The organism is Petralouisia sp. (genome assembly GCF_056822245.1).
The window spans coordinates 192,349-208,323 of record NZ_JBQIOP010000001.1 but is presented as its reverse complement, the minus strand read 5'-3'; the positions used below and the strand labels follow the sequence as shown (position 1 = coordinate 208,323).

At 47.5% G+C, this 15,975-nt stretch carries 14 protein-coding genes; 13 read left to right on the top strand and 1 reads right to left on the bottom strand.

Annotated features, from left to right (window positions below; translation table 11 throughout):
* Positions 1-195 precede the first annotated feature (195 nt).
* Genes ACTO17_RS00955 through ACTO17_RS00940 form a run of 4 tightly spaced genes read left to right on the top strand, consistent with a single transcriptional unit; the run spans position 196 to position 6,637 of the window.
* Positions 196-1,233, top strand: a complete 1,038-nt coding sequence (locus ACTO17_RS00955; RefSeq protein ID WP_482556540.1) for an immunity protein Imm33 domain-containing protein — start codon at positions 196-198, stop codon at positions 1,231-1,233.
* 18 nt (positions 1,234-1,251) lie between these two features.
* Positions 1,252-4,791: a DNA polymerase III subunit alpha gene (locus ACTO17_RS00950; protein ID WP_482556539.1), complete on the top strand. Its 3,540-nt coding sequence runs from the start codon at positions 1,252-1,254 to the stop codon at positions 4,789-4,791.
* A gap of 43 nt (positions 4,792-4,834) precedes the next feature.
* On the top strand, positions 4,835-5,809 hold the full coding sequence (pfkA, locus tag ACTO17_RS00945) for a 6-phosphofructokinase (RefSeq protein ID WP_482556538.1): 975 nt from the start codon (positions 4,835-4,837) through the stop codon (positions 5,807-5,809).
* Positions 5,810-5,827: 18 nt separating this feature from the next.
* A complete protein-coding gene (locus tag ACTO17_RS00940) occupies positions 5,828-6,637 on the top strand; it encodes a TrmH family RNA methyltransferase (RefSeq protein WP_482556537.1) in 810 nt (269 codons plus the stop codon).
* Positions 6,638-6,654: 17 nt separating this feature from the next.
* On the opposite strand, the gene ACTO17_RS00935 is transcribed toward ACTO17_RS00940, so the two are convergent.
* On the bottom strand, positions 6,655-6,915 hold the full coding sequence (locus ACTO17_RS00935; protein ID WP_482556536.1) for a hypothetical protein: 261 nt from the start codon (positions 6,913-6,915) through the stop codon (positions 6,655-6,657).
* A 567-nt stretch (positions 6,916-7,482) separates the two neighbouring features.
* Here ACTO17_RS00935 and ACTO17_RS00930 point away from each other — a divergent pair.
* The 9 genes from ACTO17_RS00930 (at position 7,483) to ACTO17_RS00890 (ending at position 15,972) form a co-directional block, all read left to right on the top strand.
* Positions 7,483-8,049: a glycerol-3-phosphate responsive antiterminator gene (locus ACTO17_RS00930; protein ID WP_482556535.1), complete on the top strand. Its 567-nt coding sequence runs from the start codon at positions 7,483-7,485 to the stop codon at positions 8,047-8,049.
* Positions 8,050-8,206: 157 nt separating this feature from the next.
* Complete coding sequence (locus tag ACTO17_RS00925; protein WP_482556534.1) at positions 8,207-8,761, top strand: hypothetical protein; 555 nt, start codon at positions 8,207-8,209, stop codon at positions 8,759-8,761.
* 144 nt (positions 8,762-8,905) lie between these two features.
* The gene (gene glpK, locus ACTO17_RS00920; protein ID WP_482556533.1) at positions 8,906-10,402 is read left to right on the top strand and encodes a glycerol kinase GlpK; all 1,497 of its coding nucleotides are present in this window, start codon (positions 8,906-8,908) and stop codon (positions 10,400-10,402) included.
* Positions 10,403-10,441: 39 nt separating this feature from the next.
* Complete coding sequence (locus ACTO17_RS00915; protein WP_482556532.1) at positions 10,442-11,146, top strand: MIP/aquaporin family protein; 705 nt, start codon at positions 10,442-10,444, stop codon at positions 11,144-11,146.
* Between the two features lie 131 nt (positions 11,147-11,277).
* Positions 11,278-12,714 (top strand): NAD(P)/FAD-dependent oxidoreductase, encoded by a 1,437-nt coding sequence (locus ACTO17_RS00910; protein WP_172535939.1) that lies wholly within the window; start codon positions 11,278-11,280, stop codon positions 12,712-12,714.
* A 35-nt stretch (positions 12,715-12,749) separates the two neighbouring features.
* On the top strand, positions 12,750-14,021 hold the full coding sequence (locus tag ACTO17_RS00905) for an NAD(P)/FAD-dependent oxidoreductase (protein ID WP_172535940.1): 1,272 nt from the start codon (positions 12,750-12,752) through the stop codon (positions 14,019-14,021).
* A 4-nt stretch (positions 14,022-14,025) separates the two neighbouring features.
* Positions 14,026-14,385 carry a DUF1667 domain-containing protein gene (locus ACTO17_RS00900; protein WP_482556531.1) on the top strand — a complete coding sequence of 120 codons (360 nt, stop codon included), beginning with the start codon at positions 14,026-14,028 and terminating at the stop codon, positions 14,383-14,385.
* An 82-nt stretch (positions 14,386-14,467) separates the two neighbouring features.
* A complete protein-coding gene (locus tag ACTO17_RS00895; protein WP_172535942.1) occupies positions 14,468-14,716 on the top strand; it encodes a YlmC/YmxH family sporulation protein in 249 nt (82 codons plus the stop codon).
* A gap of 311 nt (positions 14,717-15,027) precedes the next feature.
* Complete coding sequence (locus ACTO17_RS00890) at positions 15,028-15,972, top strand: flavodoxin family protein (RefSeq protein WP_172535943.1); 945 nt, start codon at positions 15,028-15,030, stop codon at positions 15,970-15,972.
* Positions 15,973-15,975: the final 3 nt, after the last annotated feature.

The following is a 15,975-nucleotide window of genomic DNA, read 5'->3' as shown; positions in this document are numbered from 1 at the left end:
AACTATAGTACAGCTAAAAAAAACAAGAAGTCATTTCTATTTGAGAAAAACATTTGTGGTAAACTCTGACCAATCAAACCCGAAAGTAAAGTTACACTATCATCCCGTAACAGTTTTTATTGCACTTTTTGGCAAATAAGGGTAAGATATATGCAAAGACATACTTTATTATGGAGAACAGGAAGGAAATCAGATATGAAAGAATATATTAAAGGGGCAGGCGGCACAGTTGTCAGCAAATCAATTCTGGAGGGGACGTCCAGGCTCAGGTGGTTTTTCCGGCAGGAGGCGGGCCATGGAAACGGCTGGATTGCCTTCGGAGACAAGGATACTCAGGAATATGTGGACAACCCGGACAATATGGCGGTGGTGGATTTTAATGTACTGGCAAATATTGAGCCGGCGGTGGTGAATGTTTTTTATCTTCCGGCAGGCACTGATTTGGAGTTCCGTTCAGATGGAACCGGCGCATATTTTATCAATACCCAGACCGGAGAAGAGATTCGGGAACGGGCCAAAAACCCGCTGCAGGAAGCCTTTGACAGGAATCTGAAATTTTTAAATCAGGAGACTTACCCGGAAGAATTATTCCGGGGCCTGTTTCAAAAGAGCGGCAAGTTAAAGACAGTTGTGATCGGCAAAGCGGATTTCCCCAGCGGGGAGGTGGTGCTGGCAGATCCTCTGGCTTATCTGGGAAGCGAATATACCATTACCCTGGAAAAACAGATTCCCAAAGGCAGCTATCCGGTGGAACTTGCAGTCTGTCCCTCAAAGCTTGCGGGAATGCGGATTGTGGCGGCCAGGCTGACAGTCAGCGGCAAAGAGTCGGTTCGCCATGAGATTGCAATGCCCAAAGGAAGCAAAATCGAAGATCTGGGGAAATCCGGCGTGTGGGGATTTTTCGGCGTAGACACGGGAATGGCGTGTTTTACCGATTCAAAGGTAGCCCAGAAATACAAAGAGTTTATTCAGAACTGGCAGGAAAAAAATCCGGGCAAAAATAAATACACAGATTATTTTGCGGCATTTTTCAAAGAGAGCGGTCAGAAATTTCCGGAAGTCCAAAGAGAAGGCGGCGATTTTATCCTCTGGCAGATTCCGGATACCAGGTATAAGCTGCCCATGTTTGCAAGCGGGTTTGGAGACGGAATTTACAGCGGCTACTGGGGACTGGATGTAAAGGGAAAACCGGCGGAGCTTGTGATTCCTTTTATCAATCCGGAATACATATAAGACGAAGGAACAGCTATTATGTCATTTGCACATCTTCATGTTCATACGGAATACAGTCTTTTGGACGGTTCCAATAAAATCAACGAATACGTGGCCCGGGTGAAGGAACTGGGCATGACTGCGGCGGCCATCACCGATCACGGCGTCATGTACGGAGTGATTGATTTTTACCGGGCGGCCCGGGAAGCCGGGATTAATCCGATTCTGGGCTGCGAGGTCTATGTTGCTCCGGGCTCCCGGTTTGACCGGGAGAAGGTGGAAGGGGAGGACCGGTATTTCCATCTGGTGCTGCTGGCGGAAAACAACCAGGGATATGCCAATCTGATGAAAATTGTATCAAGAGGGTTTACGGAAGGATATTATTACAGACCCAGGGTGGATCGGGAAGTGCTGGAGACTTACCATGAGGGGCTGATTGTTTTAAGCGCATGTCTGGCCGGGGAAGTGCAGAAGCTTCTTTCCAGAGGATTCTATGAGGAAGCAAAGGAAGCCGCCCTCTGGCACGATAAGACCTTCGGACACGGCAATTATTTTCTGGAGCTGCAGGATCACGGTCTGGCGGAGCAGCGGAATGTGAATCAGCAGCTGATGCGGCTGAGCCAGGATACCGGCATTCCCCTGGTGGCCACCAACGATATCCATTACACGTATGAAACTGACGTGGATTCCCACGATATCCTTCTGTGTCTGCAGACCGGCAAAAAGCTCTCAGATGAGAACCGGATGCGCTATGAAGGAGGCCAGTATTTTGTCAAATCCGAAGCGCAGATGCGGGAGCTGTTTCCCTACGCCCTGGAGGCTTTGGAGAATACCCAGAAAATTGCGGACCGGTGCCGGGTGGAAATTGAATTCGGCGTCACCAAGCTGCCGAAGTTTGACGTACCGAAAGGGTACACGTCCTGGGAATATCTGCAGAAGCTCTGCCGGGAAGGACTGGTTCGCAGATATCCGGCAGAACAGGAGGGTTTTGCCCGGGAGAAGCAGGTTTTTATTCCGGGCAAGGGGAAGCTCCCTCTGGCGGATTTGGAGAAACAGCTTCAATACGAGCTTGATATTATTCAGCAGATGGGATATGTGGATTATTTTCTGATTGTGTGGGATTTTATCCGGTTTGCCAGAGAGAATGGAATTGCAGTGGGGCCGGGGCGGGGCAGCGCAGCCGGTTCTCTGGTGTCCTATACGCTGGCAATCACCAATATCGATCCCATCCGCTACAGCCTGATTTTTGAACGGTTTCTGAATCCGGAACGTGTTACCATGCCGGATATTGATATTGATTTCTGTGTGGATCGCAGGCAGGAGGTCATTGATTATGTCAGTGAGAAATACGGCAGGGACCGGGTGGTGCAGATTGTCACCTTCGGTACCATGGCGGCAAGGGGCGTCATCCGGGATGTGGGCAGGGTAATGGACATGCCCTATGCCTTTGTGGACGGCATCGCCAAGCAGATACCCACGGAGCTGGGAATTACCATAGATAAGGCCATGGGAATGAACCGGGAGCTGCGGGAGCTGTATGAAAACGATGAAAGCGTCACCCGATTAATCGACATGTCAAAGCGTTTGGAGGGTCTGCCCAGACATACCTCCATGCACGCGGCGGGCGTGGTGATCAGCTCCAAGTCAGTGGATGAATTTGTTCCCCTTTCCAGAGGAAGCGACGGCGCCGTCACAACCCAGTTTACCATGACCACTTTAGAAGAACTGGGGCTTTTGAAAATGGATTTTCTGGGGCTTCGGAACCTGACGGTGCTTCAGAATGCCGTCAATCTGATTCAGGAAGGCCGGGGGGTTCAGCTTGATATTGACCGGATTGATTTTGACGATAAAGCCGTGCTGGATTCCATCGGAACCGGGAGGACGGAAGGCGTGTTCCAGTTAGAAAGCGGCGGGATGAAAAGCTTCATGAAGGAATTAAAGCCCCAGAGTCTGGAGGATATTATCGCAGGAATTTCCCTGTACCGGCCGGGGCCGATGGACTTTATTCCCGCCTACATCCGGGGGAAAAACAATCCGGATTCCGTCACTTATGACTGTCCTCAGTTAGAGCCGATTCTGGCGCCCACCTACGGCTGCATTGTCTATCAGGAGCAGGTGATGCAGATTGTGCGGGAGCTGGCAGGCTATACCCTGGGGCGCAGCGATTTGGTGCGCCGGGCCATGTCCAAGAAAAAAGGCTCTGTGATGGAAAAGGAACGGAAGAATTTTGTGTACGGCAATCAGGAAGAAGGAGTTCCGGGCTGTATCAGCAACGGGATTGAGGAGCGGATTGCCAATAAGATTTACGACGATATGATTGATTTTGCAAAATACGCCTTTAACAAATCCCATGCGGCGGCCTATGCGGTGGTGGCTTACCAGACTGCGTACCTGAAATATTATTATCCCCTGGAATATATGGCGGCTTTGATGACTTCCGTAATGGGGCATATCGGGAAAATATCAGAGTATATTTTCACCTGCCGGCAGATGGGAATTAAGGTGCTTCCCCCCAGCGCCAACGACGGGGAGAGCAATTTTTCCGTGTCGGACGGCGCAATCCGTTACGGTCTGTCCGCCATTAAAAGCGTAAATCATGCATTTATTCAGAATCTCTGCGAAGAACGCAGAGAGAGAGGGAAATTCACAAGCCTCAATGATTTTCTCACCCGGATGGCAGACAAGGAAATCAACAAGCGGGTGGTGGAGAATCTGATCAAAGCCGGCGCGCTGGATGATCTGGGCCCCACCAGAAAACAGTGTATGATGGTGTATGTGGGGATTATGGACGAAATTGTCCAGAATAAGAAAAATACCATGGCAGGCCAGCTGACGCTGTTTGATCTGGCGGACGAGGAGACGAAAGCGGATTTTGAGGTGAAGCTTCCGGATGTGGGAGAATATTCCAGAGAAGTATATCTGGGATTTGAAAAGGAAGTTCTGGGCATTTATATCAGCGGCCATCCCCTGGAAGAATATGCGGATAAAATGAAAAAAAACATTACCAGAGTGACCACAGACTTTATTCTGGAGGAGGAAACCGGGCAGACCAGGGTAAAGGACGGGGAACTGGCCGTGGTAGGCGGCATGATTGTGGATAAAACCATCAAATATACCAGAAATAACCAGACGATGGCGTTTCTCACCTTAGAGGATCTGGTGGGCAATCTGGAAGTGATTATTTTTCCTAAAATATATGAGAAATGCAGCAGCATTCTGAATGTGGATGAAAAAGTGTTTATCAAAGGCCGTGCGGTCACAGAGGAGGAGAAAAACGGAAAGCTGATCTGCGAGAAAATCTATTCCTTTGACGATACCCCCAAGGAATTGTGGCTGCAGTTTGCCACCCGAAAAGAGTATGAGCAGCGGGAGGAACAGGTATTGGATTTGCTGCGGGACGGATTTGGAAAAAACAGGGTTATCATCTATATTTCCGGTGAAAAAATGATGAAACGCCTGCCGGTAAACTGCAGCGTTGACGTCTCCTCTGAAAAAGTAAACACATTGACTAACATTTTCGGGGAAAAAAATGTAAAAGTTGTAGAAAAGAGCATTGAAAATCTTTCCAAAAGAGATTAGAATGTAAGAGACAATTCAGGATAGGAAAACAGGAGGGACGGTTATGGCAAAAGAAGTTCAGACAATCGGAGTGCTTACCAGCGGCGGAGATGCGCCGGGTATGAATGCTGCAATCCGTGCGGTGGTTCGTCAGGGCCTTGCGCGGGGCAAGAAAGTAAAGGGAATTAAGAGAGGATATGCCGGATTGCTTCAGGAGGAAATCGTTGACATGGAAGCAAAAGGTGTTTCAGATACGATTCAGAGGGGCGGCACGATTCTGCAGACCGCAAGATGCAGCGAGTTCCGTACGCCGGAGGGACAGGCGTTGGGAGCGGAGGTCTGCAGAAAACACGGCATCGACGGAATGATTGTAATCGGCGGCGACGGTTCTTTTAAAGGGGCTCAGAAATTGGCGGCTCTGGGAATCAACACCGTTGCAATTCCGGGAACCATTGATTTGGATATTGCATGCACCGAATATACCATTGGATTTGATACGGCAGTAAACACGGCCATGGACGCCATTGACAAGGTAAGAGACACGTCCACCTCCCATGAAAGATGCTCCATTATCGAGGTTATGGGCCGGGGCGCAGGCTATATCGCGCTGTGGTGCGGAATTGCCAACGGCGCAGAGGACATTCTGCTGCCGGAGAAATACGACTATGACGAGCAGAAATTAGTAAATAATATTATTGCAAACCGTAAGCGGGGCAAGAAGCACCACATTATTATCAATGCGGAGGGAATCGGACATTCCGCAAGTATGGCCAAGCGTATCGAAGCGGCTACCGGCCTTGAGACAAGGGCGACGATTTTAGGCCACATGCAAAGAGGCGGAAGCCCGACCTGTAAAGACCGTGTTTACGCCTCCACCATGGGCGCTTACGCTGTGGATTTACTGTGCGAAGGCAAGTCCAACCGGGTGGTGGGATACCGTCACGGAGATTTTGTAGACTTTGATATTGACGAAGCTCTGGCTATGGAGAAGCTGCTTCCGGAGTATCAGTTCCAGGTATGCAGAAACTTAAGCGTATAATTTCGGAAGGAAAAGGATATGATTACTAGCTCTGCCAATCCGCAGATTAAGCGAATCTTACAGTTGAATAAAAAGGCAAAAACCCGCTATGAGCAGCGGGTTTTTGTGGTTGAAGGAATAAAAATGTGCATGGAGGCCCCCAAAGAGCAGGTGGAGGCCATGTATGTTTCTGAATCTTTTCTGCAGGAGGAAAGCCGGCGGGAGAAGATTCAGGGGTATTCCTTTGAAGTGCTCGCAGACAGCCTGTTTCGGACCGTCTGCGATACCAAAACGCCCCAGGGAATTCTCTGCCTGGTCAAAATGCCGGAATACCGCCTGGAGGATTTATGGAAGCCTGCCCGGGCCTGCAGGGAAGGGCAGGAGAACCGGGGCAATCCCCATCTGCTGATTCTGGAAGGCATTCAGGACCCGGGCAATCTGGGAACCATGATACGGACGGGAGAAGGGGCCGGAGCGACAGGCATTATTATGGACAAAAACACGGTGGATATTTTTCATCCCAAGACCATCCGGGCCACCATGGGCTCCCTGTACCGGATGCCCTTTTACATTGCACCGGATCTGCCGGAGACAATTCTTTCTTTGAAGAAGCAGGGGATTTCCATCTATGCGGCCCATCTGGAGGGAGATATGGCCTACCATCAGCCGGATTACAGGAAGCCGGCGGGATTTCTGATTGGAAATGAGGGAAACGGGCTGAGCCGGGAAACGGCGGGGATGGCGGATACGCTGATCCGAATCCCCATGGACGGACAGGTGGAGTCTTTAAATGCAGCGGTGGCTGCGGCTGTATTGATGTATGAAGTAAGACGTCAGAGAGACAGATAAACAGACCGTTTCAGGATTTATTCTTCTATGATATGAATTTCCAGAAAGTCGAAATCAATGGTTTCCACAAAGTTGTCCTGACAGAACCGGGCTTTGCCGTGACGCTTGAATTCCGCAATCGTAGCGTCTAACCAGATTGGCTTGCTCAGATCGAAGGCATAACATGCCTGCTCCAGCGCGTCGAAAATTTTGTGGGTGCGTGTGTCCTCACTGTCATTGGTGATTACAGTGTCCTTTTGAAGATGATTGTTTTTCCATATTTTAAACCAGATACGCATAGGAGCTCCTCTCTTACTTTCATTCTGTTCCAAACCTTTGCAACACAGTAGAGTATATCGCAGGAAGAGAAGATTTTCAACTGCTTTCTATTTGAGCACCGGGACAAATGGAAAAGACCAGAGGTTCTGCCGGAGCAAAACCCTGGTCTAAAAGAGAGTGGGCAAAATTAAGTTATTCGTGACGGGAATCAGCCGTCACGCTTGACTGTGTCTGTATTATAGCTTCTCACGCAGGCGGTTGCAAGGGCAAAAAATGAGAAGTGTCAAAAAAACAGCGCGGTTTTTGACATTCGTTTCAAGATGTATGAAGTACTATACAATTCAACCAAATTGAAATGGCAGAATTTGAACGTTTTGGACATAATTTTATTTTTTTTGAAAGACGGCTTGAATTTTTCTGTTGAAAGTGCTAGTATAAAAACACAAGACAGAAGTTAACAAGGTGCCTGGAGAACGGAGAGTAAGGTTAGCACAGCAGAAATGTTGTTTATTAGCTTTGCTCTTTTTTCTTGTTTATTTAGGAGGTGAAAGAGTAGAGAGAAGTGAACGGAACTGGTATGGAGGCTTATGGAACAGAAATTTTATGATGCAATGACGGATTGCCCGGTAATTGCGGCGGTTAAAAATGTTGAGGGAATTGAGCGGTGCTTGGAATCTGATGTAAAAATCGTATTTGTATTGTTTGGAAATCTGTGCAGTATCAGCGGGATCGTGGAACGGGTAAAGGAAGCCGGTAAGATGGCCCTGGTACATATTGATTTGGTGGAAGGCTTAAGCGCCCATGAGGTTGCAGTGGACTATATCAGAAAAAATACCAGGGCAGATGGAATTATTTCAACAAGGCTGAATATGATTAATCGGGCGAAGGAGCTGTCCTTTTATACGGTTTTTCGGATATTTGTCCTGGATTCCAGAGCTTATCAGAGCATAGAGAAGCAAAGGAAGCAGATTCGGGCGGATTTTATTGAAATACTGCCGGGGGTTATGCCGAAGATTATACAGAAGATCAATAAGCTGAGCGTTCAGCCTGTAATCGCCGGCGGCCTGATTACGGATAAGGAAGACGTCATTGACGCATTGAATGCCGGAGCAATTTCAGTTTCAACCACCAACCAGGACATATGGTATATGTAAGGAGGAAACACCCTTATAGCGGTCTCTGCGCCGGAAGGCAGGGCGGAAAGAGAGACGCATGGGTACACCTCTGCGCCTGGAAAGCAGGGCGAAAAGGAGGAAGCGCCGAAAGGCACCCCTCTATGCCCAAAAAGCAGGGCGAAAAGGAGGAAGAGAGATGGGTAATACAAAGAGAAAGATTGCAGACGGACTGCAGGAAATGCTTCATGCAAAGCCGCTGCGCAAAATCACCGTACAGGATATTATGGACTGCAAGAATATGAAACGGCAGAGTTTTTATTATCATTTTCAGGATATTTACGGTGTGATTGAGTGGCTTTACAATGAAGATTTTGTAAAACAGGTTGCATACGATGAGAATGAAACCTTTGAAGACTGGATCAGCAAGGTGATAAGAATTATCAAAGAGAACCGATTCTTCTACCGGAAAGTTTTGGAGAACATCCGGAGAGAACGGCTGATGGAGGAATTGATTCCGGTGGTGGACGAACAGCTCAGAAAGCGGTTCTGGTCGGAGAAGCAGGGGAACTGCCTGGCAGAAAGCTTTATCGTCAAATCTGTCTGTCACTTCATGCTTGACTGTGTGGCAATGAAGAAGGGCCCCCAGGAGGAAGAAGTACTGGCGGCTGTGGAAAATATACGGGCAATGCTGCAGCATCCTTTTGGAAGCATTTTGGTGCTTCCCACAACAAAGTCCACGTTGACAGCCTGAGTTTTCGGCAGATGTACTGTGAAAATGGGGAATGCACAGTAAAAAATGAATAAATTGTACAAATAAGTATATGTGTCTAATGACAAAAACCAGGAAAAAAGATATAATAGCTTTATCAAGTTGAAACGGAGGAGGATTTTACAAATGGCAAAATATGTTATGGCGCTTGACGCCGGCACAACAAGCAACAGATGTATTCTTTTTAACGAAAAGGGTGAAATGTGCAGTGTAGCTCAGAAAGAGTTTACACAATATTTTCCAAAGCCAGGCTGGGTAGAACATGATGCCAACGAGATCTGGTCTACACAGTTGGGAGTTGCAGTAGAAGCAATGCAGAAGATCGGGGCTTCCGCAGATGACATCGCTGCAATCGGCATTACCAATCAGCGTGAAACCACGATTGTGTGGGATAAGAATACAGGCGAACCGGTTTATCATGCAATTGTGTGGCAGTGCCGCAGAACATCTGAATATTGCGACAGCCTGAAGGAGAAGGGCCTGGCAGATTCATTCCGTGATAAAACCGGTCTGGTAATTGACGCATATTTCTCAGGAACAAAGCTGAAATGGATTCTTGACAATGTAGAAGGCGTTAGAGAACGTGCAGAAAGAGGAGAACTTCTTTTCGGTACCGTTGAGACATGGTTAATCTGGAAACTTACCAAGGGCGCGGCTCATGTTACAGATTATTCCAACGCTGCACGTACCATGCTGTTCAACATCAACGATCTGAAATGGGATGAGGATATCCTGAAAGAACTGAATATTCCGGCCAGCATGCTTCCGGAAGCAAAACCCTCAAGCTGCGTATACGGAACCGCAGATCCTTCCTTCTTCGGCGGCCCGATTCCGGTCAGCGGAGCAGCAGGCGATCAGCAGGCAGCATTGTTCGGTCAGACATGTTTCACCGCAGGCGAAGCAAAGAATACATATGGAACCGGATGCTTCTTATTGATGAACACCGGCGAGAAACCGGTATTCTCCAATAATGGTCTGGTAACCACAATCGCATGGGGAATCGACGGGAAAGTTAATTATGCATTAGAAGGATCAATCTTCGTAGCCGGCGCTGCAATCCAGTGGCTGCGTGATGAGATGAGAATCATCGACAGCGCTCCGGATTCCGAGTACATGGCTAAGAAAGTAAAAGACACCAACGGATGTTATGTAGTTCCTGCCTTTACAGGACTGGGCGCTCCTCACTGGGATCAGTATGCAAGAGGAACCATCGTGGGAATTACCCGCGGCGTGAACAAATATCACATCATCCGTGCAACCTTAGAGTCTCTGGCATTCCAGGTAAATGACGTTCTGCAGGCAATCAAAGCAGATTCCGGCATTGAATTAAGCTCTCTGAAGGTAGACGGAGGCGCAAGCGCCAACGACTTCCTGATGCAGACACAGGCAGATATTATCAATGCTCCGGTAAACCGTCCGAGCTGCGTGGAGACAACCGCTATGGGTGCTGCTTATCTGGCAGGTCTTGCAGTTGGATACTGGGCAAGCAAAGAGGACGTTATCAAGAACTGGGCAATTGACCAGACCTTCAAGCCTCAGATTTCTGAAGAGGAAAGAGCGGAGAAAGTTATAGGATGGAATAAGGCTGTAAAATACTCCTATGGCTGGGCAAAAGAGGACTAGTAGACAAAAGTAGATTGAAGGCAGAAAGGGGAACACGAAATGTTACCATATATAGCAGAATTTGTAGGAACTATGATGTTGATCATGTTAGGTGATGGCGTAGTTGCTAACGTAACTTTGAACAAATCAGGAATGAAGGGCGCAGGCTCTATCCAGATTACCATTGCCTGGGGTCTTGCAGTTATGATACCGGCATTTATTTTTGGCGCTGCATCCGGCGCAAGCTTTAATCCGGCTTTGACACTGGCGTTGGCAGCAGACGGAAGTTTCCCGTGGAGCCAGGTGCCTGGTTATATTGCAGCACAGTTTGCAGGCGCATTTGTAGGCGCAATTATCGTATGGCTTGCATTCAGAGAGCATTTTGAAGCAACCGATGACCCGGGAACCAAACTTGGCGTATTCTCCTGTGGGCCGTCTATTCCAAACCTTCCAATGAACATCCTTGCAGAAGTAGTTGCAACATTTGTTCTGGTATTTGCAATCAAGGGTCTTCCGGCAGAAGCTCCTGCAGGCGTAGGCAACCTGTTAGTATTCGGAATTATCGTATCCTGCGGTATGTCCTTCGGCGGATTAACCGGATATGCTATGAACCCGGCCCGTGACCTTGGACCCCGTCTGGCGCATACCATTCTTCCAATCAGCGGAAAAGGAGATTCTAACTGGGGATATGGAATTGTTACATTAGTTGGACCAGTGATTGGCGCTTTGCTGGCAGTTGGTCTGTACTCAGTCATTCCATGGTAATTTCTTACACTGTGTGATGATAAATATGACATTGCGGAGATAGCAGAGAGGCAATGATTACATTCCCCGGACAGGGGAGTGTGATTGTTGCCTTTTGTATAACAGAAAAAAGAAAAGGATAGGTGAACAATATGTATGATGTAGTAATTATTGGTGCAGGCGTATCAGGAAGCGCTTCCGCAAGAGAGCTTTCCAGGTATAAACTGAATGTCTGCGTAGTGGAGAAGGAAGAAGACGTATGCTGCGGAACCTCCAAGGCAAACAGCGCAATTGTCCATGCGGGATTTGATGCAGAGGCCGGTTCTCTGATGGCGAAGCTGAATGTGGAAGGCAATCAGATGATGGAAGAGCTTTCCAAAGAACTGGATTTCCATTACAAAAATAACGGTTCTCTGGTGGTATGCCTGCACGAAGAAGAAAAGCCTAATTTACAGGAACTGTACGACAGAGGCATTAAGAACGGAGTGAAAGATCTGCGCATTATTGACAGGGACGAGTTGGTAAAATTAGAGCCTAATATCTCTGATGAAGCAGTGGCAGCTCTGTACGCGCCCACAGGAGGAATTGTATGTCCCTTCGGCATGAATATCGCTTTTGCTGAAAATGCGGCAACCAACGGCGTAGAGTTTAAGTTTGATACAGAAGTTACAGGGTTGGAGAAAAAAGACGGCAGCTGGGTTGTCAAAACAAATCAGGGTGAAATTGAGACCAGATATGTGGTAAATGCAGCAGGCGTTCATGCAGATAAGTTCCATAATATGGTAAGCGACAAGAAGCTTCATATCACACCGAGAAGAGGAGACTATTGTCTGTTAGACCGTTCAACAGAAGGATTTGTAACACATACGATTTTCCAGCTTCCAAGCAAGTTCGGAAAAGGCGTTCTGGTAACTCCTACCGTTCATGGAAATACACTGGTAGGGCCTACCGCAATTGATATTGAAAATAAAGAAGGCACCAATACCACACAGGAAGGTATTGACGAGTTAATTAATAAAGCAGGAACTACAGTGAAAGGGCTTCCCATCCGTCAGGTAATCACCTCTTTTGCAGGTCTGCGCGCCCATGAAGACGGCCATGAATTCTACATTGGCGAGCTGGAAGAAGCAAAAGGCTTTATCGACTGCGCAGGCATTGAATCTCCCGGATTAACCAGTGCGCCGGCAATCGGCAAAATGGTGGCGGAAATTGTCAAAGAACTGACCGGTGCAGAAGCGAACCCCGATTTCAACGGTTCCAGAAAAGGCATTTTAGATCCCAAGACCTTAAGCAACGAAGAGCGCGCAGCTTTGATCAAAGAGAATCCGGCTTACGGAAATATTATCTGCAGATGCGAGATGATTACCGAAGGCGAGATTATTGACGCAATCAAACGGCCTCTGGGCGCCAAATCCTTAGACGGCGTGAAACGCCGCACCAGAGCGGGAATGGGACGCTGCCAGTCAGGTTTCTGTTCTCCGAGAACCATTGAAATCCTTGCAAGGGAACACGGAGTAGATCCGGCAGAAATCACCAAAGCAGGCGGAAACTCCAAGATTATTGTAGGAATCAACAAGGATAGAATATAAATTGACGGGTAGTGCCAATTCAGGAGGGAAAGAACATGTTAAATTATGATATTGTAATAGTAGGCGGCGGCCCTGCAGGACTTGCAGCAGCCGTATCAGCAAAAAGAAGCGGAGTAGAATCTATCTTGGTGTTGGAAAGAGACAAGGAACTGGGCGGTATCCTGAATCAGTGCATTCACAATGGATTCGGGCTTCACACCTTCAAAGAAGAGCTGACCGGTCCGGAATATGCCGGAAGATTCATCGAACAGTTAGAAGAAGAGAAAATCGAATATAAGCTGAATACCATGGTTATGGACATTGCAGACAATAAAGTGGTAACCGCAATGAACCGGGAAGAGGGCATGTTTGAGATTCAGGCAAAAGCCATTGTCCTTGCAATGGGATGCAGAGAGCGTTCCAGAGGCGCGCTGAACATTCCCGGATACCGTCCCGCAGGTATCTACTCTGCAGGTACGGCACAGCGTCTGGTTAACATGGAGGGCTATATGCCCGGCCGTGAAGTTGTAATTCTTGGTTCCGGAGATATCGGACTGATTATGGCAAGAAGAATGACGTTAGAAGGCGCAAAGGTAAAAGTGGTAGCGGAGTTAATGCCTTATTCCGGCGGCTTAAAGAGAAATATTGTACAATGTCTGGACGACTATGGAATTCCTCTGAAATTAAGCCATACCGTAGTGGATATTGAAGGAAAAGAAAGAGTAGAGGCAATCACCATTGCAGAGGTAGGGCCGGACAGAAGGCCGGTACCAGGCACAGAGGAACGTTATACCTGCGATACACTGCTTCTGTCCTGCGGTCTGATTCCTGAAAACGAATTGTCCAGAAGCCTGGGCGTTGAAATGAGTCCTGTAACTTCAGGCCCGTTGGTAAATGAATGCCTGGAAACCAATGTGGAAGGCGTATTTGCCTGCGGCAACGTGCTCCATGTACACGATTTGGTGGACTTTGTTTCTGAGGAGGCTTCCGCTGCCGGAAAACATGCGGCAGAGTATGTCTTAAACGGCGCAAAGCATCAGGAATCCAGTGCAAAGGATATTCCGATTGTTGCAGTAGAAGGCGCTCGTTACACTGTGCCTAAGACCATCAATCCGGACAGAATGGATGAAAAACATACCGTTCGGTTCCGTGTAGGCGACGTATATAAGAACTGCTATGTATCCGTATATTTGAATGAAGAACGGATTATCCACAAAAAACGTCCGGTGGTAGCGCCTGGAGAGATGGAAGAAGTAGTATTGAAGAAAGAAGAACTGGCTGCATTTTCAAATCTGTCCCAGATTACTGTAAAAATTGAGGAGGCATAAATCTATGGAAACAAGAGAATTAATTTGTATCGGATGCCCCATGGGATGTCCGCTGAAAGTAGAAATGAACAATGATGAGGTAGTAAGCGTTAGCGGAAATACCTGTAAGCGCGGGGATGTATATGCCAGAAAAGAAGTAACCAATCCCACCAGAATCGTGACAAGCTCTGTCATTGTGGAAGGCGGAAGCCTTGCGGCTGTGTCTGTAAAGACCAAAGAAGATATTCCCAAAGGGAAGATCTTTGATATTATGAAAGATTTAAAAGGAGTAAAAGTTCAGGCGCCGGTACATATCGGAGATGTGATTGTCTCTGACGTGGCAGGCACAGGGGTAGATATTATCGCTACCAAGAACGTATTATAAGCCTATCCTAAATTTCATATAAAATTTTTAAATAACCAGCACCAATATCCCCCTGCGGCATACTATACAGCAGGGGGATATTATGCGTTTATGTGATTTAAAAGAAAAAGAGGTTATCAATGTCTGCAACTGTAAATGCCTGGGATTTGTGGTGGATTTGGACATCGATCCCTGTAACGGCTGCATCCTGGCGCTGATTATTCCGGGATGCGGAAGATTCTGGGGACTGTTCGGCAGGGAAAGCGAGCTTGTAATTCCCTGGAATCAGGTGGTAAAAATCGGGCCGGATATTATTCTGGTGGAAATTCCGGAGCCGAAGCCCCACAAATAACCTCTGAAATCAAAGAAAAAGGTTTGTCGGAAAATGAAATTCTGCGGCATATAGCTGTGATTGGCTCAAAAATCACGGCGTATATTGTGAGAATCCGTTTATGTTCCGGCAGCCTTTTTTCTTTTTCGGCCTGGAGCGTGTTTTTTTGCAGTGTTTGCAGGTGTTGTGCACCGACACAAAATGCAAAAAGGATTTTCATAAAATTTGAGGATGGAACACGATGTTAAAAAAAAGACAATTTAATATAATTACAGACAGAAAGAGTAAAGCATGTTTCAAACACGATCTAGGCCAAGAAAAGGAGAATCAACATGTCAGTGAAAGTAATGGGAATTGCGGCAGGCAGAAAGAACAGCAACAATGAAATACTGCTGAAAGAGGCGCTGATGTACTGTGAAGAGGCAGGTGCCGAGGTAACCATGATCAATTTAAAGGATTACAATATCCTGGACTGTACCGGCTGCACCTCCTGCACCATGGGGATGTCACAGGGAAAAAATACAGGCTGCGTACTGGATGAAAAGGACGATAAGAAAAAAATTATGGATGTGATGTTAGCGCAGGATGCAGTTATTTTTTCTGTGCCCACTTACGATTTGATGCCGGCAAGCGCGTATCTCACCTTTGCCCACAGAAGTTTAAGCTATGAGACGGCATTTTTAGAAACAATCGGCGCCATTGAACATAAAGACAGGGTTGCGGGGCTGATTGCAGTGGGCGGCTCCACCCGTTCCTGGCAGTCTATGGCATTGGAGGGACTGCAGGCAACCATGTTTACCACAGACCTGAAGGTGGTTGACATGATACTGGCAACCAGAGTTCCGGGACAGGCCCAATGTCTGTTGGATGATTCTCTGATTGCCCGTGCAAGGCAGCTTGGGGAACATATTATGACGGCGGTCAATACCCCGGTAAAAGAACGGAAATGGTTAGGAGAAGAAGATATGGGCTGGTGCCCCAACTGCCATTCCAATGCCCTGGTGTTGGGAGAACAGCAATGGGACGGGCTTTACTATCCCATTGAGTGCCAGGTTTGCGGCGCAGGGGGAACTTTGGAGCAGACAGAGGACGGAAAATGGAAATTTGTCATTCAAAAAGACGGCCTTCTAAAAGACAGGACTACCGTAGAAGGACGGGCAAAGCACCTGGAAGAGATTGCCCATACCCAGGGCGGCTTCTATTCCAATCCGGAAAACCGCAGAATTGTACAGGAAAAACTGGCAAAATACAAAGAAAAACAGTTTCAGACCATTTAATTA